The 22,514-nt window shown below is 73.4% G+C and carries 25 protein-coding genes; 20 read left to right on the forward strand and 5 right to left on the reverse strand.

Annotation, left to right across the window (positions count from 1 at the left end):
- Position 1 precedes the first annotated feature (1 nt).
- The gene (locus ABT345_RS14015; RefSeq protein ID WP_345077599.1) at positions 2-1,201 is read right to left on the reverse strand and encodes an FAD-dependent monooxygenase; all 1,200 of its coding nucleotides are present in this window, start codon (positions 1,199-1,201) and stop codon (positions 2-4) included.
- A 106-nt stretch (positions 1,202-1,307) separates the two neighbouring features.
- Here ABT345_RS14015 and ABT345_RS14020 point away from each other — a divergent pair, with 106 nt between their 5' ends.
- The 6 genes from ABT345_RS14020 (at position 1,308) to ABT345_RS14045 (ending at position 4,670) form a co-directional block, all read left to right on the forward strand.
- Complete coding sequence (locus ABT345_RS14020) at positions 1,308-1,880, forward strand: TetR/AcrR family transcriptional regulator (RefSeq protein WP_345077596.1); 573 nt, start codon at positions 1,308-1,310, stop codon at positions 1,878-1,880.
- A gap of 182 nt (positions 1,881-2,062) precedes the next feature.
- A complete protein-coding gene (locus ABT345_RS14025; RefSeq protein ID WP_345077593.1) occupies positions 2,063-2,374 on the forward strand; it encodes a hypothetical protein in 312 nt (103 codons plus the stop codon).
- Between the two features lie 96 nt (positions 2,375-2,470).
- The gene (locus ABT345_RS14030) at positions 2,471-2,983 is read left to right on the forward strand and encodes an SRPBCC family protein (protein ID WP_345077590.1); all 513 of its coding nucleotides are present in this window, start codon (positions 2,471-2,473) and stop codon (positions 2,981-2,983) included.
- Entirely contained in the window at positions 2,980-3,321 is a 342-nt protein-coding gene (locus ABT345_RS14035) for an ArsR/SmtB family transcription factor (protein WP_345077587.1), read from the forward strand. The genes ABT345_RS14030 and ABT345_RS14035 overlap by 4 nt, the downstream gene beginning before the upstream one ends.
- Before the next feature lie 130 nt (positions 3,322-3,451).
- Complete coding sequence (locus tag ABT345_RS14040) at positions 3,452-4,138, forward strand: MOSC domain-containing protein (RefSeq protein WP_345077584.1); 687 nt, start codon at positions 3,452-3,454, stop codon at positions 4,136-4,138.
- A gap of 277 nt (positions 4,139-4,415) precedes the next feature.
- The gene (locus ABT345_RS14045; RefSeq protein WP_345077581.1) at positions 4,416-4,670 is read left to right on the forward strand and encodes a hypothetical protein; all 255 of its coding nucleotides are present in this window, start codon (positions 4,416-4,418) and stop codon (positions 4,668-4,670) included.
- A gap of 77 nt (positions 4,671-4,747) precedes the next feature.
- Here the strand turns inward: ABT345_RS14045 and ABT345_RS14050 are convergent, their stop codons facing one another.
- Together ABT345_RS14050 and ABT345_RS14055 are read right to left on the reverse strand one after the other, a co-directional pair.
- On the reverse strand, positions 4,748-5,188 hold the full coding sequence (locus ABT345_RS14050; protein WP_345077578.1) for a VOC family protein: 441 nt from the start codon (positions 5,186-5,188) through the stop codon (positions 4,748-4,750).
- A gap of 67 nt (positions 5,189-5,255) precedes the next feature.
- Complete coding sequence (locus ABT345_RS14055; RefSeq protein WP_345077575.1) at positions 5,256-6,188, reverse strand: LysR substrate-binding domain-containing protein; 933 nt, start codon at positions 6,186-6,188, stop codon at positions 5,256-5,258.
- 84 nt (positions 6,189-6,272) lie between these two features.
- On the opposite strand from ABT345_RS14055, the gene ABT345_RS14060 reads away from it, so the two are divergent.
- The 9 genes from ABT345_RS14060 to ABT345_RS14100 all read left to right on the forward strand — a co-directional run bounded on the left by ABT345_RS14060 (position 6,273) and on the right by ABT345_RS14100 (position 15,973).
- Positions 6,273-7,751, forward strand: coding sequence for a 2-hydroxymuconic semialdehyde dehydrogenase (locus ABT345_RS14060; RefSeq protein WP_345077572.1), 1,479 nt, complete (start codon positions 6,273-6,275; stop codon positions 7,749-7,751).
- A gap of 38 nt (positions 7,752-7,789) precedes the next feature.
- The gene (locus ABT345_RS14065) at positions 7,790-8,635 is read left to right on the forward strand and encodes a 2-keto-4-pentenoate hydratase (protein ID WP_345077569.1); all 846 of its coding nucleotides are present in this window, start codon (positions 7,790-7,792) and stop codon (positions 8,633-8,635) included.
- A 61-nt stretch (positions 8,636-8,696) separates the two neighbouring features.
- Positions 8,697-9,542: a 2-keto-4-pentenoate hydratase gene (locus ABT345_RS14070; protein WP_345077566.1), complete on the forward strand. Its 846-nt coding sequence runs from the start codon at positions 8,697-8,699 to the stop codon at positions 9,540-9,542.
- The gene (locus tag ABT345_RS14075; protein ID WP_345077563.1) at positions 9,539-9,961 is read left to right on the forward strand and encodes a RidA family protein; all 423 of its coding nucleotides are present in this window, start codon (positions 9,539-9,541) and stop codon (positions 9,959-9,961) included. The genes ABT345_RS14070 and ABT345_RS14075 overlap by 4 nt, the downstream gene beginning before the upstream one ends.
- 45 nt (positions 9,962-10,006) lie before the next feature.
- A complete protein-coding gene (locus tag ABT345_RS14080) occupies positions 10,007-10,540 on the forward strand; it encodes a 3-hydroxyanthranilate 3,4-dioxygenase (RefSeq protein ID WP_345077560.1) in 534 nt (177 codons plus the stop codon).
- Complete coding sequence (locus ABT345_RS14085) at positions 10,537-11,574, forward strand: amidohydrolase family protein (protein WP_345077557.1); 1,038 nt, start codon at positions 10,537-10,539, stop codon at positions 11,572-11,574. Before ABT345_RS14080 ends, ABT345_RS14085 begins: the two co-directional genes overlap by 4 nt.
- A gap of 344 nt (positions 11,575-11,918) precedes the next feature.
- Positions 11,919-13,253, forward strand: a complete 1,335-nt coding sequence (locus ABT345_RS14090; protein WP_345077554.1) for a carboxylesterase family protein — start codon at positions 11,919-11,921, stop codon at positions 13,251-13,253.
- Between the two features lie 390 nt (positions 13,254-13,643).
- The gene (locus tag ABT345_RS14095) at positions 13,644-14,579 is read left to right on the forward strand and encodes a glycerophosphodiester phosphodiesterase (RefSeq protein ID WP_345077551.1); all 936 of its coding nucleotides are present in this window, start codon (positions 13,644-13,646) and stop codon (positions 14,577-14,579) included.
- Positions 14,580-14,791: 212 nt separating this feature from the next.
- Positions 14,792-15,973: an acyltransferase family protein gene (locus ABT345_RS14100; RefSeq protein WP_345077548.1), complete on the forward strand. Its 1,182-nt coding sequence runs from the start codon at positions 14,792-14,794 to the stop codon at positions 15,971-15,973.
- Between the two features lie 82 nt (positions 15,974-16,055).
- Here the strand turns inward: ABT345_RS14100 and ABT345_RS14105 are convergent, their stop codons facing one another.
- Complete coding sequence (locus ABT345_RS14105; RefSeq protein WP_345077545.1) at positions 16,056-16,856, reverse strand: DeoR/GlpR family DNA-binding transcription regulator; 801 nt, start codon at positions 16,854-16,856, stop codon at positions 16,056-16,058.
- Between the two features lie 464 nt (positions 16,857-17,320).
- The gene (locus ABT345_RS14110) at positions 17,321-18,997 is read right to left on the reverse strand and encodes a bifunctional 3'-5' exonuclease/DNA polymerase (protein ID WP_345077542.1); all 1,677 of its coding nucleotides are present in this window, start codon (positions 18,995-18,997) and stop codon (positions 17,321-17,323) included.
- Positions 18,998-19,309: 312 nt separating this feature from the next.
- Here ABT345_RS14110 and ABT345_RS14115 point away from each other — a divergent pair, with 312 nt between their 5' ends.
- The 5 genes from ABT345_RS14115 to ABT345_RS14135 all read left to right on the forward strand — a co-directional run bounded on the left by ABT345_RS14115 (position 19,310) and on the right by ABT345_RS14135 (position 22,003).
- Positions 19,310-19,552, forward strand: a complete 243-nt coding sequence (locus ABT345_RS14115; protein ID WP_345077539.1) for a chaplin — start codon at positions 19,310-19,312, stop codon at positions 19,550-19,552.
- A 240-nt stretch (positions 19,553-19,792) separates the two neighbouring features.
- The gene (locus ABT345_RS14120; RefSeq protein ID WP_345077536.1) at positions 19,793-20,203 is read left to right on the forward strand and encodes a rodlin; all 411 of its coding nucleotides are present in this window, start codon (positions 19,793-19,795) and stop codon (positions 20,201-20,203) included.
- Positions 20,204-20,567: 364 nt separating this feature from the next.
- Positions 20,568-20,801: a chaplin gene (locus ABT345_RS14125; protein ID WP_345077533.1), complete on the forward strand. Its 234-nt coding sequence runs from the start codon at positions 20,568-20,570 to the stop codon at positions 20,799-20,801.
- A 272-nt stretch (positions 20,802-21,073) separates the two neighbouring features.
- Positions 21,074-21,364: a hypothetical protein gene (locus ABT345_RS14130; RefSeq protein WP_345077530.1), complete on the forward strand. Its 291-nt coding sequence runs from the start codon at positions 21,074-21,076 to the stop codon at positions 21,362-21,364.
- A 228-nt stretch (positions 21,365-21,592) separates the two neighbouring features.
- Positions 21,593-22,003, forward strand: coding sequence for a rodlin (locus tag ABT345_RS14135; protein WP_345077527.1), 411 nt, complete (start codon positions 21,593-21,595; stop codon positions 22,001-22,003).
- The last annotated feature ends 511 nt before the right edge of the window (positions 22,004-22,514 follow it).

The following is a 22,514-nucleotide window of genomic DNA, read 5'->3' on the forward strand; positions in this document are numbered from 1 at the left end:
ATCAACGGCCGTGATCTGCGGGGAGGTTGTCGCGGCCGGGCGCCCGCCAGTCGAGGACCGGGGTCAGTGCGCGGAGGACGGCCGGGCCGGGAGTGAGGCGGAGCGTCAGATCGCGCAGTGCGGTGGCCGGTGCCGAGCGCCATTGCGCGGCGCTGCCGATCCGGCGGGAGCGCCGGGCGATCGCCTGGGCGCGAGGGCGCCGGTGCCGGTCGTAGGCGGCCAGTGCGGACTCCACGCCGGGGTGCGCGTCCAGGCACGCCGCCAGGGTGACCGCGTCCTCCAGCGCCTGATTGGCCCCTTGGCCCAGGTTGGGGGTCATGGCGTGCGCGGCGTCGCCGAGCAGCGCGGCGCGGCCGGTGACGAAGCCGTCCAGCGGCGGCAGCTCGTAGATGTCGTGGCGCAGCACCGCGGTCTCGTCGGCGGCCGCGAGCAGATCCGGAATCGGCTCGTGCCAACGGCCGAAGCGCCGTCGTATTTCGGCCAGTTCGCCGCCGGGGCTGCGCTGCCCTTCGGGGGCGTTGGCGACGCAGAAGAGGTAGGCGCGGCCGTCCGCGAGCGGCGCGATGCCCACGCGCTCACCACGCCCCCAGCTCTCGCCGCCGGCCGGCAGCCGTCCGCCGGTGCCGACGACGAGACGCCAGGCGGTGTACCCGGCGTACCGCGGCGCCGGGGCCTGCGGCCACAGGGAGCGCCGCACGGTGGAGCCGATCCCGTCGGCGGCCACCAGCAGATCGGCCCGCGAGGCGTCCGTGCCGTGCGCGACCTCGATCCGCCGGCCGCGGAGAGCGACCCCGGTGACCTCGGTGTCCGCACACAGCGCTCCCGGTGGAAGAGCCGTGCGCAGGATCTCCGACAGCCGGGCGCGGTGCATCATCACCACCGGTCCGAACCGCCTGGCCAGCTCCTGGGTGTCGGTATGTGACAGCCAACGGCCGGACGCGTTCCGGATGCCCGCTCGGGTCTCGGCGAGGGCGTGCTCGCGCACCTGGTCCCCCACGCCCAGCGCGTCCAGCGCACGCAATCCGTTGGGCCACAGCGACAGCCCCGCTCCCACCTCGCCGAAGGCGGCGGCGCGCTCCAGCACCTTCACCCGCCGGCCGATCCGGGCCAGCGCGACGCCCGCGGCCAGACCGCCGATCCCGCCGCCGACCACGATCGCGGAGCCCTCCCCGGCGCCACCGATCCGTCCTGCCTCGCCCATCGGAACCCCCTCTGCACCCCTCTACACCTGTAGTGGATTTCGCTCACTCTACACTTGTAGAGGAAGGCGTCCGGGTGGAGGCGTCGCGGCGACGAGAGGGAAGTACGTGACGCGCACCATGGACCGGCGGCAACGGCTGACCGACGCGGCGATCGCCACCCTGGCCGATTCCGGCATGCGCGGACTCACCCACCGCGCGGTCGACAAGGCCGCGGAAGTCCCCCCGGGCTCGTGCTCGTACTACTTCCGCACGCGCCAACAGCTCCTGGAGGGCGCCGTCGAGCGGCTGGCCGAACTGGACATCGCCGAGATCGACGAGCGCCCCGCCCTCACCGGGCCCGCGAGCATCGCCGAGATCGCCGAGGCCGCGGCGGGCCTCATCGAGCACTGGACCACCGCGGGGCGCGAACGCATGCTCGCCCGCTACGAGCTGGCCCTGGAGGCGCCCCGCCGCCCCGAACTGCGCGCCGCCCTCCACCGCGCGGGCAGCCGCCACCGGGCCGTGGCCGAGAAGCTGCTCGCCGCCGCGGGTGCGGCCGACGCGGCGGCGCAGGCGAACGCGTTCGTGGCGCTGCTGGACGGCCTCCTCCTCAACCAGCTGACCGCGGCGGCCCCGCACCGGCTCACCCCCGAGCAACTGCGCCGAACACTGCTCGGCCTGCTCCCCGCCTGCACCTGAGCATCCGGTCGCTCGTGCGCCAACTCCCCTGTGGTGCCGGTGGCGTCATTTCGCACCCCGGGTCGGCCCACCCTCATAGTCTCGCTCCGTGAGGGATTCGCTACGCAGTGAGATCCTTCGGAGGCTCAGTGGCAGCGCGGTCGACTCGCTCGCGTGACCCTCGACGATCAGGAGTTGATGACATGTGGGAATCCCTCGTCCAGGCATACGAGCACGTGCTCCCCTGGGCGCCGCTCGCACCGTTGGTCCCGCTCGCCGTCGTGATGTGGTGGCCGTCGCCCGGACGGCGTGGAGCGAAGGGCGGGGGCCGGCCGGCCGATCCGGAGGCGTTCCGGGTGGAGCCGATCCGGCCGCCGCGATCCCGGCGCCCGGCCCCGGCCGAGGGGCTGCTGCTGCCGCCGTGCCTCGTGGCGTACGAGCGGAAGCTGGCGGCGAGCGCCGAGTGGCAGTGGGCGCGCCGGCGGGCGCTGATGCGGGCCGTGCTCGGGATGTGACCCCGAGCCGCAACCATTGGGTTGCGGGTGAGGCTCCCGCATGCAATCGTTGAGTTGCAGATGGATTCGCGGGAACGCATGCCCGAGGAGGACGTCATGGACGACATCACCGCTGACACGGCCGGCGCCACCGACGCCGAGCTTGCCGAGCTGGACCGGATCGCCCGGCAGATCGACATCGACGCCCCGGCGGAGCGGGTCTGGGAGCTGATCGCGCGCCCGGGTTGGTACATCAACGACGGCGGGGTCGAGGACGCCCCGGAGCCGAGCTACGAAGGCGAGGTGGCCGTCGTGCGCCATCCCTCGCTGGGCGAGTTCCGGTTCCGGACGGTGGAGCTGGACAAGCCGCGCTACGCGGCGTTCCGCTGGATCGGCACCCCGTACCGGAACGAGTCGGCGCCCTCGACCCTCGTCGAGTTCTGGATCGACGAGCGGGACGCCGGCGGGGTGACGCTGCGCGTCGTCGAGAGCGGGTTCTCCGGTCTCGCCGATGACCCGGCCGCGTGGCTGAAGGAGCGTGAGGGCAACGACAAGGGGTGGCTCACCGAGCTGGCGGCCGCGAAGGCGTTCGCCGAGAAGCCCGCGCCGGGCCCGGGGGAGCGCCCGTGACCGCGGCCCTTCCCGCCCTGTGTGCCGCGCTCGGCGATCCGACGCGCTGGGAGATCCTCACCCGGCTCGGCGAGGGCCCCCTGTCGGCGTCCGCGCTGGCCAGGGTGTTGCCGATAAGCCGGCAGGCGATCGGCAAGCATCTGGAGGTACTGCGCGAGGTCGGGCTGGTCGAGTCCGAGCAGCGCGGGCGGGAGGTCGTCCACCTGGCCGTCGGCGCCCGGCTCGGCGCGCTGGCCGGGGAGCTGGACCGGATCGGCCGCTCCTGGGAGACCCGCCTGCTGCGGGTCAAGGAGGCGGCGGAGCGGCCCGGTCCGCACCCCCGAGGAGTCACCGGCTGACGGGACGTGTGCGGACGCCAGGAGCTGTGGGCGGACTCGCCTGCCGGGTGGCCGCGCGGCCGGGGGAGGGTGCGGCCGGGCCCCGGGAAATCGCTGGTTCGCGCCGGGCCGCCGCCGTACCGTCGCGCCCATGAAACTGCTTTCCGTCAACGTAGGCAGGCCCCGCCCCAATCCGTGGAAGAGCAGGCGGGAGACGGGCGGGTGGACGGGGATCGACAAGCGGCCGGTGGCAGGGGCGGTGGCGGTGGCCGCGCCCGGTTCGGAGGGGACGGGTGAGGTCGGGCTCGCCGGGGACCGGGTGTACGACGTGGAGAACCACGGCGGCGCCGACCAGGCCGTATACGCGTATGCGCGGGAGGATCTGGACGGCTGGCAGCGGGAGCTGGGCCGGACGCTGACCAACGGGGTCTTCGGGGAGAACCTCACCACCGTGGGGGTCGACGTCAACGGCGCGGTGATCGGGGAGCGGTGGCGGATCGGCGCGGAAGTGGTGCTGGAGGTGTCGTGCCCGCGGATTCCGTGCGGGACGTTCCAGGGGTGGATGGCGCGGAGCGGCTGGAACCGGCAGTTCACGCGGGCCGCGCTGCCGGGTGCGTATCTGCGGGTGATCACGCCGGGGGAGATCCGGGCCGGTGACCCGGTGGCGGTCCTGGACCGGCCCGCGCACGGGGTGAGCGTCGCGTACGCGTTCCGCGCGGTGATGACGGAGGCGGAGCTGTTGCCGTCGTTGCTGGAGGTGGCGGAACTGCCGGCCGTGGTACGCGAGTTCGCGCGCGAGCGGCTGGAGCGGCGGTGGGGTACGGGAGCGGGTGGCTGAGACGGCGGCGGGTTGCCGGGGTGTGTCGTTCGGGGCATGCATCTGTGGTGGGAGCGCTCGTCCTGGGCGAGTGGGGCTTTGCGTTCGGAATGAGGTGGGTGCGGAGAGTTGAGGCGTTCGTCAACCCGTCTCTCCAGGTGCGCGGCGCGAATCCCTCCCGGGTGTGGTTTGCCATGGCAATCAACTCACCACGGGATTGCGGGCGTTGGGGAACGGCGAACGTCATGGGCAGGGGGCGTGACAGGCGCCCGATCTTCCGCAGAGCAAGGAGGAGCTCATGGCCACGTACAGCACGGAGATCTCCACGGGTGGCGGCGGCTGGCAGCCGGACGCGCCGCTCAAGCTCAGCATCGTCAACCGCAATCAGGTCGTTCCCGAGAGCGGCGCTCCCGCGACGGGGACGACGGTCACCTGGAGCGGCGATGCGGGGAAGGGATCGGTGACCTTCTTCGACAACGGCAGCAACTTCCAGGGAACCGCTCAGTTCCCCGGTGAAGGCCCGGTGGGATACCGCGGCAAGCGTACGGGCTGACCGGGATCGGTGAGTCAGGTCGCCCGGCGGCCTGACTCACACCGCCCCGGACGGCCCCGGGACTCACTACCCGGACCTCACCCCAGCGCCTCCGCCAGCGCGATGATCACGCCGCCGGGTCCCCGCAGGTAGCAGAGCAGATAGGCGTCCTGGAACCGAGTGATCTCGCCGAGGAGTTCGCCGCCGTGGGTGTGCAGCCGGGCCACCGTGTCCTTGATGTCGTCGACGGCGAACATCAGACGGCAGAAGCCCAGGGTGTGGGGCGGCGGGGGCGCCGGGGCGGGGGTGACGGGCGCGGGGTGGTGGAAGGCGGTCAGTTCGAGGCGGCTGTGGCCGTCCGGGGTGCGCAGCATCGCGATCTCGGTACGGACATCGGGGAGGCCGAGGATCCGGTCCACCCAGGGGCCCTCGATCGGAGCCGTGCCCTCCAGCTCCAGGCCCAGTTCGATGAAGAACGCCTTGGCGTCCTCCATGTCGTCGACGACGATGCCGACGTTGTCCATCCGCTGAATCCCCATGGACGGATCGTAGGGCGGGCCACCGGCAGTCGGCCTGCTCCGGTGGCGTACGGGTGAGGGACGGCCCCTACTCCACCAACCGCGCCAGCCCCCGCGCCTCCTGCCGCAGATACGTCCGCAGGGTGTCCGCCGCGGGGGAGAGCGGCCGGTCGGCGGGGCGGGTGAGGCCGACGGCCTGGCTGATGGATTTCAGGGGCGTGTCGATGAGGCGGAGGTCCGGGTCCTGGGTGGCGAGGAGGAGGGGGAGGACGGCGAGGGCGTCGGTGGCCAGGAGGAAGTGGCGGAGAGTGGGCATGGAGGTGCACTCGACGCGGTCGTCGGGGAGTTCCACGTCGGCGTGGGTGAACAGCTCCTCCAGTTCGGCGCGGAGCGCGGTCCGGTCGACGGGCAGCACCCACGGGTAGCGGCGCAGCTCGGCGAGGGACGGATGGCGCAGGCGGTGCACGGGGTGATCGGTGCGGGCGGTGAGGCGGACCGGCTCGCGGTACAGCTGCTCCTGGGTGAGGCGGCGCGGCGGCTGTCCCGAGAGGCGGCCGACGATCAGATCGATCTCCCCGGAGAGGACCCCGGCGCGCAGCGTGTCCGGCGTGGCCTCGCGGACGACGACGGTGACCGCCGGATGCGCCCGCTTCAGCGCCGCCATCGCCCGCGGCAGCAGCAGGTTGGACCCGGCCAGATGGACGCCGACGGTGACCGATCCGAGGTGGCCGGCGGCGAGATGGCCCAGCTCCGCGCCGGCCTGCCGCAGCTGGGCCAGGACCGCGCGGGCGTGGCCGACGAACGACTCCCCGTACAGCGTCGGCGTCACCCCGCGGTGATGCCGTTCGAACAGCGGGACCCCGAGGATCGTCTCCAGCTCGTGCAGGGCGCGGGTGACGACGGGCTGGGTGATGTGCAGTTCCTGGGCGGCGCGGATGACGCTGCCCTGGTCGGCGATGGCGGTGACGAGGGTGAGGTGGCGCAGTTTCAGGCGGCCGTCGAGCAGCCTCTCGCTCTCCATGGGGTCACGGTATGCCCGTAGAGGTATCGCGGGGAACGCAAAGAGCATTATTCAGGCATGGCTGGGCTCCCTAGCCTCGGCGTCATGAGCCGCAGCACTTCGCTCCCCGTGCGGGAGATCCGCAATTTCGTGGCCGGCGCCTACGTGGACGGCGTGCGCTCCTTCGACCGGTTCAGCCCGGTGGACGGCACGCTCGTCGGCACGGTGCACGAGGCGGACGAGGTCCTCGTCGACGTCGCCGTCCAAGCCGCCCGCCGCGCCCTGTCCGGCCCCTGGGGCGACACCACCGTCCCCGAGCGCGCCGAGCTGATGCGGCGGATCGCCGACGTCATCGACCGGCGCGCCGACGAACTGGTCGCCGCCGAGGTCGCCGACACCGGCAAGCCGCTGGCGATGGCCCGGGACCTGGACGTGGCCCGCGCCGCCGCGAACTTCCGGGCGTTCGCCGACACCGTCTCCGCCGCGGGCCTCGACTCCTTCCTCACCGAACTGCCCGGCGGGCGCACGGCGCTGAACTACGCGGTGCGCCGGCCGCTCGGCGTCGTGGCCGTGATCGTGCCGTGGAACCTCCCGCTGCTCCTCCTCACCTGGAAGCTCGCACCGGCCCTGGCCTGCGGCAACGCCGTCGTCGTCAAGCCGTCGGAGCTGACGCCCTCCTCCGCGACGCTGCTGGCGGAGATCCTCAAGGAGGCCGGGCTGCCGGACGGCGTCTGCAATGTCGTGCACGGCTTCGGCCCGGACTCCGCGGGCGCCTTCCTCGCCGGCCACCCGGACGTGGACGGGGTGACGTTCACCGGCGAGTCCGCCACCGGTACGGCGATCATGCGGGCGGCGGCGCCGGGCGTGCGGCCCGTCTCGTTCGAACTGGGCGGCAAGAACGCCGCGCTGGTCTTCGACGACGCGGACGTGGCGCGGACGGTGGACGGGCTGGCCAGGTCGGTGTTCACCAACACCGGGCAGGTCTGCCTGTGCACCGAGCGCGTCTACGTCCAGCGGCCGCTCTTCGACGAGATCGCCGCGGGCCTCGCGCAGCGCGCCCGTGAGCTGCGCCCGGGCCGCCCTGAGGACCCGGCGACCACCACCGGACCGCTGATCTCCCAGGGCCACCGCAAGAAGGTCCTCGGCCACCTCGAACTCGCCCGCAGCGAGGGCGCGCAGGTGCTGGCCGGCGGCGGCGTGCCCGAGATGGGCGCGGATCTGGACGGCGGCGCGTGGATCGAGCCGACGCTGTGGGCGGGGCTCGATCACACCTCGCGCACCATGCGCGAGGAGATCTTCGGGCCGGTCGCCGGGCTCATCCCGTTCGACACCGAGGAGGAGGCCGTCCGGCTGGCCAACGACACGCCGTACGGGCTGGCGTCCTGCGTCTGGACCCGGGACCTGGAGCGCGGCCACCGCGTCGCGCAGCGGATGCGGACCGGGATGGCCTGGGTCAACACCTGGTATCTGCGCGATCTGCGCTCGCCCTTCGGCGGCACCGGCCTCTCCGGCATCGGCCGCGAGGGCGGGACGCACTCCCTCCACTTCTACACCGAGCCGACGAATGTGTGCGTGCAGCTGTGAGCGGCGGGATCCTTCAACGGGACGCATACTGCGGTGAGTTGATTGCCGAACGGGCCACCGGCGCGCAGATCGCGGAGGCGGCGGAACGGCTGCGGCGGGCCGCCGCGACCGGTGTGCCCTGTGCGCCCGTACGGGAGCTGATCGGCGGGTGGGACCAGGACGCGGCGTACGCGGTGCAGCGGGCGGTGCTGGACGGGCGGCTCGCGGACGGGGCGCGGCGGGTCGGGCACAAGATCGGGCTGACCTCACCGGCCGTGCAGCGGCAGTTCGGGGTCTTCGCGCCCGACCACGGCGTCCTCCTCGGCGCGATGGTCCACACCGACCGGGAGCCGCTCGACCTGGGACGTTTCCTCCAGCCGCGGATCGAGGCGGAGATCGCGTTCGTCCTCGGCAAGGACCTGGACTGGCCGTCGGTGACCGCCGCGGAGGTGATCGCGGCGACCGACTTCCTGCTGCCCGCGCTGGAGATCGCCGACTCGCGGATCGCCGGCTGGGACATCCGGATCACCGACACCGTCGCCGACAACGCCTCCAGCGGCGCCGTCGTCCTCGGCACGACCCCGCGCCCGCTCGCCGCGGTCGATCTGCCGGGCCTCGGCATGGCCCTCGACCACCGCGGCGAGACCGTCTCCACCGGCTCCGGCGCCGCCTGCCTGGGCACCCCGGTGGCCGCCGTCGCCTGGCTCGCCCGCGAGGCCGCCCGCCGCGGCGACCCGCTGCGCGCCGGTGACCTCGTCCTCTCCGGCGCGCTCGGCCCGATGGTCCCGGTCACCGGGCCGGGCGTCTTCCGCGCCCGCCTGGACGGGCTCGGGGAGGTCCACGCGGACTTCGTACGGGGAGACGTCACCCACGCCACCCACGCCGCCAACGGGAGCACGGCATGACCGCCCCCGCCGCCCGGAAGGAAGACGATCCGGTATGAACTCCGCTGCAACAGAAGCCGGTATGAACTCCGTTGTGACCGAGGCCGGTTGGGACCTCGCGGAGGCCGCCGCGGTGCTGGACGGGGCGGCCACCGGCGCCGCCCCCGTGGCCCAGCTCACCGCCGCCGCACCGCTCACCCTCGCTGCGGCGTACGACGTCCAGCGGCTGCTGATCGAGCGGCGCACCGCCCGCGGCGAGCGGCCCAGCGGCGTCAAACTCGGCTTCACCAGCCGCACCAAGGCGGCGCAGATGGGCGTCTTCGACGTCATCTTCGGCCGCCTCACCGACGCCATGCACCTGCCCGACGGCGCCCGCGTCGCCCTGGACCGCTACGTCCATCCGCGCGTCGAACCCGAGGTCGCCTTCCGGCTCGCCGCCGACGTGCGGCCCGAGGACACCGTCGACCCGGAGGCGGTCGTCGACGCCGTCGCCCCGGCGCTGGAGATCATCGACAGCCGGTATCGCGACTTCCGCTTCACCCTGGAGGATGTCGTCGCCGACAACACCTCCGCCGCCGGCTACGTCCTCGGGCCCTGGACCGCCCTCGCCGACGCCGGGGACCTCGCCAACCGCGGCGTCCGGCTGGAGATCGACGGCCGCATCGCCGAGACCGGCTCCACCGCCGCGATCCTCGGCCATCCGCTGCGCGCCGTCCACGCCGCGCTGCGCCGCGCCCGGGACCTCGGCCACCCGCTGCGCGCCGGAGACGTCCTGCTGGCCGGCGCCGCCACCCCCGCCGTCGCCCTCACCCCGGGCAGCCACATCGAGGCCACCGTCGCCGGACTCGGCCGCGCCGCCTTCACGGTGGCGGCGTCCGACGCTGCCGGACAGGCCCGGGCCGCCGCAACGAACAGGAACCCTTCATGACCGATGACGGCATCGTCGTCCCCGGCAAGGCCACCCCACGCGGACGCTTCCCGCATCTGAAAACCGCCGGTGACCTGGTGTTCTTCTCCGGCACCAGCAGCCGCAGACCGGACAACACCATCGCCGGGGCCACCGCCGACGACATGGGCGCCACCACCCTCGACATCCGCGAGCAGACCCGCGCCGTCCTGGCCAACGTCCGCGAGGTGCTGGCCGCCGCCGGCGCCACCCTTGACGACCTCGTCCAGGTCACCACGTATCTGGTGAACATGAACGACTTCGCGGGCTACAACGCCGTCTGGGCCGAGCACTTCGACGAACGCGGCCCCACCCGCACCACCGTCGCCGTCCACCAACTGCCCCACCCCCATCTGCTCATCGAGATCCAGGGCATCGCCCACCGGCCCGCCCGGCCGTGACGCCCCACGGCCCTCCCCCTCCGTACCGCCAACCCGAGGAGCACGATGGACCTGCCTCCGGTCATCAACTTCGCCCAGTGGGTGCGCGACCACGCCGACGACCTCAAGCCGCCCGTGAACAACCGGCAGATCTGGGACGGCAACAGCGACTTCATCGTCCAGGTCGTCGGCGGGCCCAACGCCCGCACCGACTACCACCTGGAGCCCTACGAGGAGTGGTTCTACCAGGTCAAGGGCGCCATGCACGTCAACGTCATGGTCGACGGACGGCCCCGGCGCATCGATGTCCGCGAGGGCGAGATGTTCCTGCTGCCCGGCGGCGTCCCGCACTCCCCGCAGCGCCCCGAGGCGGGCTCCGTCGGCCTGGTCGTCGAACGCGTCCGGGACGAGGGCACCCCGGAACGCTTCCAGTGGTACTGCCCGGCCTGCCACGCCCTCGTCCACGACGTCGAACTCCAGGTCCGCGACATCGTCCGCGACCTCCCCCCGGTCTTCGCCGCCTTCCACGGCGACACCCGGGCCCGAACCTGCCGCGCCTGCGGCACCCTGCACCCCGGCAAGGGCGGAACCGCACCGTGACCAGACCCGTCCCCGGCGCCCTCCAGGACGCCGCCACGATCGACATCCACACCCACTACGTCCCGCTCGGCTGGCCCGATCTGGCGACCGCCGCCGGGCCCGCGCCCGACTGGCCCTGGCTGCGCGTCACCTCCGAACGCGAGGCCATGATCATGGTCGGCTCCCGGGAGTTCCGCCGGATCGGCGCCGACTGCTGGGACGCCGGCACCCGCCTCGCCGACATGGCAGCCGACGGCATCGACGCCCAGGTCGTCTCGCCCACACCGGCCTTCTTCCAGTACGCCCGCCCCGCCGACCAGGCGGTCAAGGTCGCGCGGATCTTCAACGACCTAGCCCTGGAGATCTGCGCCCCCGCCCCCGGACGGCTGCTGCCCTTCGCGCAGGTTCCCCTGCAGGATCCCGACGCCGCCTGCCGCGAACTCGACCGCTGCCTCGCAGCCGGCCACTACGGCGTGGAGATCGGCAACCACGTCGGCGACCGCGACCTCGACGACGCGGGCGTCGTCACCTTCCTCCAGCACTGCGCCGACCGCGGCGCCCCCGTCTTCGTCCACCCCTGGGACATGCCGACCTCCCCGCGGCTGGAGCGCTGGATGGCCCAGTGGCTGACCGGCATGCCCGCCGAAACCCACCTCTCGGTGCTCGCCCTCGTCCTCGGCGGCGTCTTCGACCGGGTCCCCGACACGCTGCGGATCTGCTTCGCGCACGGCGGCGGCTCGTTCGCGTTCTGGCTGGGCCGCCTGGAGAACGCCTGGCACCGCCGCGCCGACGCCATCGCCACCTCCGCGCTGCCGCCGTCGCACTACACCGACCGCTTCTCCGTCGACTCGGTCGTCTTCGAACCCGCGGCGCTGCGCACCCTCGTCGACACGCTCGGCGCCGGCCAGGTGATGGTCGGCAGCGACTACCCGTACCCGCTGGGCGAACGCCCCGTCGGTGCCGTCGTCCACCGCTCCGACTTCCTGGACGAGACCGAGCGCGCGGCGCTCCTCGGCGGCAACGCCCGCCGCTTTTTGGGGCTGCCGCCGCTCTGAGCGCCGGACGGGCACACAGGGCGGACACGTCGGGCGCGCCACCGGCGGCCCCACCAGGCGCGCTCACCGGGTACGCCGACCCGCACGACCCGCACGACCCGCACGACCCGCACAACTCACCCTCGCCACCTGCCCGTTGCCCCGCTGTCTCCCGGCGGCCGATCCCCGTCCCGCCTCCCCCGGAGGGATCGGCCGCCGGGGTCCGTACGTTGTACCGGGACGGCGGCCGCGGCCCGCATCCGGACCCACGGCATCGGGCCCGGCTCCGCGCCGCAGCCGCCGGCACCGCGGCACCGGCCGCCCGCGCCGCGCCGCCCTCGTCCCCGTACCGAAGGAGACCCGCAGTGACCAGCGCATCCGGACGCGTCGTCGACGTCCCCACCGACCGGGGGAGCGTGCCGGTCCGCCGCACCGGACCCCTCCGCTACGCCACCGCCGCCCGCTTCCGGCCGCCGGTCCGCACCCCCGCGGGCGCCGACGTCCCGGTGGCCGGGGCGATGTGCCCGCAGCCGCCGTCCCGGCTCGCAGCGGTGATGGGTCCCGCCCGGAACCCGCCGCCGGACGAGGACTGCCTGCACCTGAACATCACCGCCCCGGCCGCGCCCGCCGCGCCCCGGCCCGTCCTCGTCTTCCTCCACGGCGGCGGCTTCTCCAGCGGCTCCGGCCTGCTCGACTGGTACGACGGGGCCCGGCTGAGCGCCGAGGGCGACCTCGTCGTCGTCTCCGTCAACTACCGCCTCGGCCCGCTCGGCTTCCTCCACCACCAGGACACCGCCCCCGGCAACCTCGGCCTCCTCGACCAACTGGCCGCGCTGCGCTGGGTGGCCGAGAACATCGCCCGGCACGGCGGCGACCCGGCGCAGGTCACCGTCGCCGGACAGTCCGCCGGAGCGATCTCGCTGGCCCTGCTGCTGCGCCATCCGGACACTCCCGGCCTGCTGCGCCGCGCCGTCCTCCAGAGCCCGGTCCTCGGCCCCGCCCAGACGACCCCCGCCGAGGCCGACGCGGACGGCGCCGCCTTCCTGGCGGCGCTGGACGACGACCCGTTCACCGCCGGCCCCGACGCCCTGCTGGCCGCCTCCGCGGCCGCCGCCGAGAGCGCCGCGGAGCGCACCGGCAGCCGCGTCGCGCCGGCGTTCGCCCCCGTCGTCGGCGCCGACCCGGTGCCCGCCACCCCGCCCGCCACCGGCCTCGCCGCCGTCGACCTGCTCGTCGGCTGGGCCCGCGAGGAGCTGACCGCCTTCGGCCTGACCCGCCCCGACGCCCGCGCCGCCGAGGGCCCCGCCTTCGCCGCCCCGATCACGGAGTTCACCGCCTGGGCCGCCTCCGCGGGCGCCCGCGTCACCACCTACCACCTGGACTGGACGCCCGAGGGCTCGCCGTTCGGCGCCGTCCACTGCCTGGAACTGCCGCTGCTGCTCGGCGACGAGGCGGCGTGGCGGGACGCCCCGATGCTCGGCAACGTGCCATGGGCCGACGTGGACGCCTTCGGCCGCGCCCTGCGGAGCGCGTGGACCGCCTTCGTCCGCACGGGAGAGGTCGATCCGGAGGCGACGGCCGGCTATCCGGTGACCTGGGGGCGGGCGCCGGAGCCGGGGGCGGGGCCGGTGCCGGTGCCGGTGCCGGGGCCGGGGGCGCCGTCGCCGTCGCAGCCGCCGTCGGACGGCTCGGCCGCGTAGGGGACTTCGTCGCCCGTCGCCCGTCGCGCGCCTCTCGGCCTGCCGCCCGGCTCCCGGCCCACCGCCCGCCGCTCGGAACAGCCCGCCACCTGGGGCTTCGCCCGGCGCGCGCCACCCCGCGGCATACGCCGCCCACGGCGCCCGCCGGGCAAGGGCCCGCGCCGGGGAAGGCGCCCGCCCGGCAAAGGCCCGCGCCCGGCAAAGGCGCCCGCCCCCGCCTTCCCCCACCCGGGTCCCCCGCCCCCGGACAGCCGCCCCCGGCTCGCCCCGTGCCCGTCCCCGGGTGACCGTCGAGGAGTGCCGTCCGCCGGGACCGTGCGGGCTCCCGGCGGCGCGGCGCGGGACGGGCCGCCGCGGTGCCGTCCGCCGGGCGAGCGACCTGGAGGCACCGTGCCGCACGCACCGCTACGGCGCGCCGCCGCCGTCACCCTGCTCGCCGCCCTCGCCACCGGCACCGCCCTCACCGCCCCGGCCACCCGGCCCGCCGCCCGGACCGCGGCCATCCGGCCCGCCGCGTACCCGGCGACGCACCCCCGCAACGACCTCGGCGTACCCGGCGACCCCGGCCCGCCGCCCGCGCCCGCCGTCGCCGCCCCGCTCGTCATCGCGCACCGCGGCGCGGCCCGCCAGGCACCGGAGAACACCCTCGCCGCCGTCGACGCGGCCCACCGCGCCGGGCTGACCTGGGTCGAGAACGACGTCCAGCGCACCCGGGACGGACAGCTCGTCGTCGTCCACGACCCGACGCTGCGCCGCACCACCGACGCGGCACGCGCCCTGCCCGGCCGCGCCCCCTGGCGCGTGGCCGACCTCACCGCCGCCGAGATCGCCCGGCTCGACGCCGGCAGCTGGTTCGCCGCGCGCTTCGCGGGCGAGCGGGTGCCGACCCTCGACCGCTATCTGCGGCGTCTGGAGCGCAACCACCAGTCGCTGCTGCTGGAGTTGAAGAACCCCACCCGCTACCCGGGCATCGAGGCCCAGACCCTCCGCCTGCTGCGCGCCCGGGGCTGGCTGGACCGCGCCCACCACGGTCGGCTCGTCGTCCAGAGCTTCTGCGCCCGCTGCGTGGGCACCGTCCACCGCCTCGACCCGCGCCTGCGCACCGCTGTCCTCGGCGCGCCCGCCCTCCGCGACGCCGTCCGCTACGCCCGCTTCACCGACGGCATCAACCCGCCCCTTGACCGCCTCACCCCGCGCTGGGCCGCCGCCGTCCACCGCCTGCGCGGCCCGCACGGCGACCCGCTGCGCATCTTCGGATGGGGCGCGGGCGCGACCCTCGACGCCCCCGCCGCCACGGCGCGAGGAATCGACGGAGTTGTCGCATAACGTGCCCGGGGAGCGGATCCGGCCCTTGTCCGGCCCGGTCAGGGCGGGGATTTACGGGATTCGCGCGGCAGAGCTAAGGTGCCTGAGATGTTCGACGCCGCCACGCCCCCCGCATACGTATGGAGACGCAGAATCCGGCCGATGGGTTCCCTCGTGGCACCCGGCGCGATTCCTCGTCCCGCCCCTCCTCTGGGTTCGTACCGGGAGGGCCCTTGACGAACGACATACCCGACCACGGTGACCGCAGGGTCCCGATGCCCCCGCAGTCCGCCGCGGGCCGTGCCACCGCCACCGCCCTCGCGCCGCCCGCCGCGGCAGCCGTGCCGCGGCAGTCCCCGGCCCCGCGCCAGGACGCGGCGCCCGCGCCGAAGAAGCAGCGTGACGCGTTCTTCGACAACGCGAAGTACCTCGCCATCGTGCTGGTGGCGATGGGCCACGCCTGGGAACCGCTCCGGGACGGCAGCCGCGCCGCCGCCGCCCTCTACATAACGGTCTACGCCTTCCACATGCCGGCGTTCATCATCATCTCCGGCTACTTCTCGCGCAGTTTCGACATGCGCAAGGATCGGCTGCAGCGGCTGATCACCGGCGTCGCCGTCCCGTACATCCTCTTCGAGACGGCGTACACCTTCTTCAAGCGGTGGGCGGACGACGACCCCGGATACCCCATCAGCCTGCTGGACCCCTGGTACCTCACGTGGTTCCTGGTCGCGCTCTTCATCTGGCGGCTGACCACCCCGCTGTGGAAGGTCGTCCGCTGGCCGATCCCGCTGGCGCTCGCCGTCGCCGTCGCCGCCTCCGTCTCCCCGGACATCGGTGACGACCTCGACCTCCAGCGCGTCCTGCAGTTCCTGCCGTTCTTCGTCCTCGGACTGAACCTCAAGGCCGAGCACTTCAAGCTCGTCCGCAACCGCCGGGCCCGCATCGCCGCCGTGCCGGTCATGGCCGGTGCACTGCTCTTCGCGTACTGGGCCGCACCGCGGATGAACGCCGCGTGGTTCTACCACCGCGACGCCGCGCAGGAACTCCACGCCCCCTGGTGGAGCGGCGCCGTCATGACGCTCGCCATGTTCGGCTGCTCGCTGGTCCTCGTCGCCTGCTTCTTCGCCTGGATCCCGGGCCGCACGATGTGGTGCACCGCCCTCGGCGCCGGCACCCTCTACGGCTATCTGCTGCACGGCTTCCTCGCCAAGGGCTCCCGCTTCTGGGACTGGTACGACGCCGCCTGGCTGCACACCCCGTGGGGCGCGATCGTGCTGACCCTCATCGCGGGCACCGTCATCACCCTGCTGTGCACCCCACCCGTGCAACGCGTCTTCCGCTTCGCGATGGAGCCCAAGATGGACTGGGCGTTCAAGAAGGACCCGGTGGGCGCCGCCCGCCACCGCAGCTGACCGCCACCCGTACGCCACAGGGCGCCCGCCACCGGTAGATCCGGCGGCGGGCGCCCTTTTCGCAGGCCAAGGCCCGCCCGCGTCACGCCCGGTGGGTCTCCTCGGACACCAACTCGTAGCGCACGCCCAGCGCGTGCAACGCCTCCTGCTCCTCCTGCGGCAGCCGCGCATCGGAGATGACGAGATCGAAATCGGCGAGCGGCGCCAGCTCGTAGAGCGCCTGACGGCCGAACTTCGAATGGTCGACGAGCAGCACCTTCCGCCGCGCCGCCGCCATCAACGCCCGCTTGACCAGGACGTTTTCCTGCGCCTGGTGGTAGCAGTGGCCGTTGTCGACGGCCGAGGTGGACAGGAACGCGACATCGGCGCGGAAGCTGCGGGCGCTGTCGGCGGTGGACATGCCGAGGAAGGCGTTGAACGCCGCGTGATACTCACCGCCCAGCGCGATCACCCGGATGTCCGGCTCCTCCGCCAACTCGTTGATCACCTGGAGGGAGTTGGTGATGACGGTGTACGCGCCGCGCGAGGACAGCGCACGTGCCAGCGGCAGCGCCGTACTGGAGTCGTCGATGATCACGGCCTGCCCGGGCTCCGCGATGGCCAGCGCCGCCGCGCAGATCGCCTCCTTCGCCGCGACCTGTTCGTTCCCCCGCCACCGCGCATTGGACTCGAAGAGCGCGTTCGGCGCGGCCGTCGCCCCGCCGCGCACCTTCCGCAGCCAGCCCTGGTGCTCCAGCGTGTCCAGATCCCGGTGCACGGTCATCTGGCTGACGCCCAGCTCCTGCACCAGCTCCTCGATGGTCACCTGCCCCTCGGCCAGCACCCGGTCCGCGATCCGCTTACGGCGCTCCCGGGGGCTGAGCTTGGCGGGCGCCTCGGCCACGCCCGCCTGACCTGCGGTATCCGGCCGGTCCGGAGCGGCGGCCCGCGGACGATCGGCCGCCGGCCCGGGCGCCCGCGGATCCGCGTCCGGGGAGCGCGGGGGCGCCTCCGCGGCAGGGCGATCAGCCTCCGGAGCCGAGCGATCCGCCTCCGGACCCGGCCGGTCCGCCGCCGGGCTCCGCCGACCGGCCGCCGGGCCCGACGGCTCGGCCCCCGGGCCCCGGCCGTGCGGGCCTTCGTCCGTGACCGAGGCCCGCTTGCCTTCGCTGTCGGTCAACGCGTCGTCCCTTCGCGGATCGGATGTCGGCCGCCCTCGGCACGGCCGGCCTCCTGGGGCTGTCCCGTCATCCCTGGCGGGCGCGCGGCGGACAACCCTCACCCCGGGATTTTAGGTCGTGTCCTCGAATCGGCGTGCGGGCCGTGGACCGACGGCCGAACCCTCACCCGGCCGCCCGGGCCCGCCCTTCACTTCGCGTCCGCGTAGCAATCCACCACCGCCGTCGTGAACGGGAACCGCACCGGCGTCGGGCCGAACGTCAGCCGCCCCGCCGCATCCGCCGCCGCCGCGACGGCCGCCGCGACCGTCTCCGCCTCCTTTGCCGGGCAGTGCACGATCACCTCGTCGTGCTGGAAGAACACCAACTCCGCCCGCAGCCCCGCCTCGTGCAGCATCCGCCGCAGCCCGGCCAGCACCAGCAGCGCCCAGTCGGCGGCGCTGCCCTGCACCACGAAATTACGGGTGAACCGGCCGCGCGCCCGCGCCGCCGCGCCCCCGCCGTACCCGGGCTCCGCCACCTCCTCCTGCGGCAGCCCGGCCTCCTCCGGCGGCGCCACCGACGCGGGCGGGCACGTACGCCCCAGCCACGTCCGCACCAGCCGCCCCTCCTCGCCCGCCCGCGCCGCATCGTCGACGTACGCCACCGCCGCCGGATAGCGCCGCCGCAGATCGGCCAGATGCTTCAGCCCGTCCCCGGACGTCTGGCCGTAGATCGCGCCCAGCAGAGCCAGCTTGGCGCGGTCCCGATCGCCCCCGAAGGCCCGCGCGGCCAGATCCGCGTACAGATCCCGGCCGGTGCCCGCGACCTCCATCAGCCCGCGGTCCCGCGAGATCGCCGCCAGCACCCGCGGCTCCATCTGATCGGCGTCGGCCACCACCAGCCGCCACCCCGGATCGGCCCGCACCGCCCGCCGCACCACCTTCGGAACCTGGAGCGCGCCGCCGCCGTTCGTCGTCCAGCGGCCGGAGACCGTCCCGCCCGGCAGATACGCGGGCCGGAACCGGCCGTCGTGCACCCACTGCTGCAACCACGCCCAGCCGTGCGCCGTGTGCAGCCGGTACAGCGCCTTGTACGCCAGCAGCGGCGCCACCGCCGGATGGTCGATCCGCTGCAGCTCCCACTTACGCGTCGAGGCCAGCGCGATGCCCGCGCCCGCGAACGCCCGGACGATGTCCTGCGGCAGATCCGGCCGCACCCGCGCCCCGCCGAACGCCCGCGACACCTCCTCGGCCAGCTCCGCCATCCGCCGCGGCTCCAGCCCGCCGGGAAAGCGCTCGCCCAGCAGCTCGTCCAGCAGCTCCCGGTGCACATCGGCCCGCCACGGCACCCCGGCCCACGTCATCTCCGCCGCGACCAGCATCCCCGCCGACTCCGACGCCAGCAGCAACCGCATCCGCTCCGGATGCTCCGCCCGCTCCGTGCGCGCCACCTGGCCCGCGTAGACCTCCAGCAGCGCCGTCAGCTCGTCCGTACCCGGCGGCAGCGGCACCGGGCCCGGCTCGAACAGCGACGGCTGGGTGTCGGCCGCCCGCACCGGCGCATCCGGCGGCACCGGCAGCCCCCGCAGCCGCGCCCACGCCGCCGCCAGCGACCGCGGCTGCCCCCGCTGCCCCTCCTCGTGCCCGATCAGCAGCGCCTCCGCCGCCTCGACGTCGTAACACCGCTCCACCCGCAACCCCGCCGCCAGCAGCCCACGGTACAGCTCGGGCGTCGAGCGCCACACCCACCGCTCCACCTCGGGCCGGGCCCGCACCGCCGCCGCGAGCGACGGCTCCCGCACGACCGGCCCCGCGGGTCTGCCGTCCGGAGTGAGCGGGCAGAGACGCACACCCCCGTCGCCCGTCTCCGCCACCGCCCATCTCATGCCAGGAGTCTTGCAGCAGGGTCTGACAATCGGCTTGACCAGCGGTTTCGCCGTGTCCGCCCGCGGTTCGCCGGCCGCTCGCCCCGCGGTGCGACCTGCCTCCGTCCGGCCCACACGCCCGGGCCGCACGCTCCGCACGCCCGCGCAGGCCGGGCGCCGTGTGCCGCTGCGAACACTCCTGCCCCGGATTCACCCGAAAGTGGCGCCACTCGTCCGCCGTTCGTGCGTTGAACAGCTTGTCGCTCCGCGCGGCTGTGCGTCGCCCACGCGTACGCGCAAGTCCCGAAAGCTGCTTCAGTGAAGAGGTTCGCCGTGAAGTTTGTCTCCAAGGCCGCCGTTCTGTCCGCCGCCGCGGGTATCGCCGTCATGGGCGGTGCCGGTGTCGCCTCCGCCCACGGCGCCGGCGCCGAGGGTGTCGCCGTGGGCTCCCCCGGCGTCGTCTCCGGCAACAACATCCAGGTCCCGGTGGCCGTCCCGATCAACGTCTGCGGCAACACCATCAACATCGTCGGCCTGCTGAACCCCGCGTTCGGCAACACCTGCGTCAACGCCTGACGCCCCCGGCAGGCGCCCGTACGCCGCGGACGCCCGCCCCGAAGGCCGGCCCCGGACCACACGGTCCCCGGGTCGGCCTTCGCCGTCCCCGGGACACGGCCCGCGGGGCCACGCCACCCGGATGCGGTGATATCTGCCTACGGATTCGCGTCATTCGGGTGAACCGGCGAAACCGCGCCCCGCGAAGCGAGTTGTCCAGGACGCTCCGGATACGGACACTCCGCTTCGAAAGGGTAAATCGTGATCAAGAAGGTCCTGGCCACGGCGGCCGTAGCCGCGTCCCTCGTCGGCGTTTCGGCAGCCGTCGCCCCCCAGGCGATGGCGACCGGGAACCAAGACGGCACCTCCACGGTCAACGGCAACGGTTCCAAGACCGCGTACGGCAACTCCACCACCAAGGGCGAGATGAGCCCGCAGCTGGAGCTGATCCAGGGCACCCTCAACAACCTCTGCGTCGGGCTGCCGCTCAAGGCGAACATCGGCTCTCTCATCGGTCTCATCCCGATCACCGTTCAGGACGTCAACGTCCTGTCCAGCCCGCAGAACCAGCAGTGCACCGAGAACTCCACCCAGGCCAAGGGCGACGAGCCGCTGTCGCACATTCTGGACGACATCCCGGTGCTGTCCGCGAACGGCGTCGGCAACCGCTGATCCCGCCGCCGGCCGCCGGTCCGGTCTCCCGGTTCTCTCCTCCCGGGGCGGACCGGACCGGCGGCACCCCGCCGCACGCACACGGCGGGACAGCACCACCCCTCTCGGTAGGAATTCGTATTCGGCGAATCCCTCGTACAGATGTCCCGCGGTGTTTTCGACGGCGCGGCCGCGCTTTGATGCGTGGCAATCGCCGGGCGGATCCAGGCCGTTCGGACGATTTTTCTGAAAACTTCGCCGCGGGAGTTTCGTCGGCGGGGGGACCTCGTTACCAATATCGGCAGCGGAGTGACGGGCGACGGTTTGCGCCCGTGCGGCACGAAGGACGTGCGCGCTCCCGATCCGCTGCAGGAAAGGGCTCGAAATGAAGTTCACCAAGATCGCCGCTGTTGCCGCCGGCACGCTGATGGCCGTCGGTGCCGCCACCCCGGCGTTCGCCGACGCGGGTGCCTCGGGTGTCGCCGCCAACTCGCCCGGCGTCATCTCCGGCAACAACATCCAGGTGCCGATCCACCTGCCGATCAACCTGTGCGGCAACACCATCGACATCATCGGCCTGCTCAACCCGGCCTTCGGCAACAACTGCATCAACAGCTGAGCCGAAGCTTTCCGGATGGCGTTGTCCCGGTCGGCCCCGGTGCACATTCCGTGCGCCGGGGCCGACCGGCGTCCGCCCCGAATTCGCCGAGGCCGCGAAATTCCGCGCGTATTTTCGGTACCCGTTCCGGGAAAGACGCATGTTCGGGGGTTTCCCCGCGCGCGGGGACTCGTTGGGCAGAGGGAATGCGGTGATCCGAGCAGCGAAGTGAATGCTCACGCGGCCGGGATGTCGCGCCCGTCGAAGCACCGCCCGAGAAGGGACAGTTCACAGTGAAGTACGCGAAGTCCGCCGCCGTTCTGGCCGGTTCCCTCATGGCTCTCGGCGCGGCTGCTCCCGCTTTTGCGGAAGGGCAGCCGCCGATGCCGAGCATGAGCTTGAACGGCGGTATCAACGACGCGCTCAGCAGTGAACAGCTCGACGGTCACCAGTTCCAACCGCTGGTCGACACGGTCGTGGCGGCGGGAAAGCGGGTGGAGTCCGGGCCGAAGAAGATCCTGGATCGCGCCACGGGGGCGACCCAGGACGGAAAGCTGCTCGGCGGTCTGCCGCTCGGGAAGTAATTCCGTACGCGGAGCGCGGCGATGTGTTCGGGAAGGCTCAGCACCGGAGAATTTCCGTCCGCGGCGCCGGATGCCCCGTGTTCCTGCGGTCACTTCCCAGGCGATTCCGATCAGATTTTTACGGGTCGGGACGCCAGCTCATTTGAGTGAATCAGCGCAACTCGGCCGGACGGCCGAAGTTGGGCACGTTGCCCGGCCCCGGGCAACCCGGAAAGCGAAGGACAATCAATGATCAAGAAGGCTCTGGCGACCGCAGCCGCGGCTGCGTCCATCGTTGGTGTCGCCGCCGCTGCCGCCCCGCAGGCGATGGCGATCGGCAACCAGCACGGCACAAGCTCCGTCAACGGCAACGGCGCCATGCAGGCGTACGGCAACTCCTCGACGTACGGCTACATGAGCCCGCAGATCGGTCTCATCCAGGGTTCGCTCAACAAGCCCTGCATCGGTCTGCCCGCCAAGCTGAACCTCGGCTCGCTGATCGGCCTCGTGCCGATCACGGTCCAGGACATCAACGTGCTGTCCTCGCCGCAGAACCAGCAGTGCACCGAGAACTCCACCCAGGCCAAGGGTGACGAGGCGCTGTCGCACATTCTGGACGACATCCCGATCCTCTCGGGCAACGGCGCCGGCAACCACTGACCGGCACCCGCTGACCCGGGCCGCCCGGCCCTCCTTCTTCCGGGCGGCCCGGGTTTCCCTTTGCCCGCGTTTCGCGCTCCCTTCGGACGGGTTCCGGTGTGGTGATGCGTACGGATATCTGAAGGGCGCGCGTACGGATTACGGAAGTGCGTACGCGAGGAATGCGGGCGAGGGAAATCCGGGCACGGAAAATCCGGGTGACGGAAGGGTTGCCGGGAAATGCCGGGACGGAATGTCCGGCATCGTTACCCGTACGTGACCATTACAGGCCCGGGTCATTCGTTGGTCATGGTGTGTGGAGGGACGCATGCCCATGCGTTCGCGGGATTGATGGGGTTGCGGACGCGTGGGCATGCCGCCGGAAGCGGCACCGGGCCCGCGTCGCCGAGAAATCGACGGCGCGGGCCTCGTGTATGCCGGGCTCCAAGTCGTCGCTCCGCGTCGTCCGGCCTCGCGCGGTTCCCGTGGCCGGGGCGGGCGGCGGACTTCGTGGGGCGGGACTGCCGCGCGG

The sequence above is a fragment of the Streptomyces sp. NPDC000404 genome (assembly GCF_040300365.1).
GTDB lineage: Bacteria > Actinomycetota > Actinomycetes > Streptomycetales > Streptomycetaceae > Streptomyces > Streptomyces ramulosus.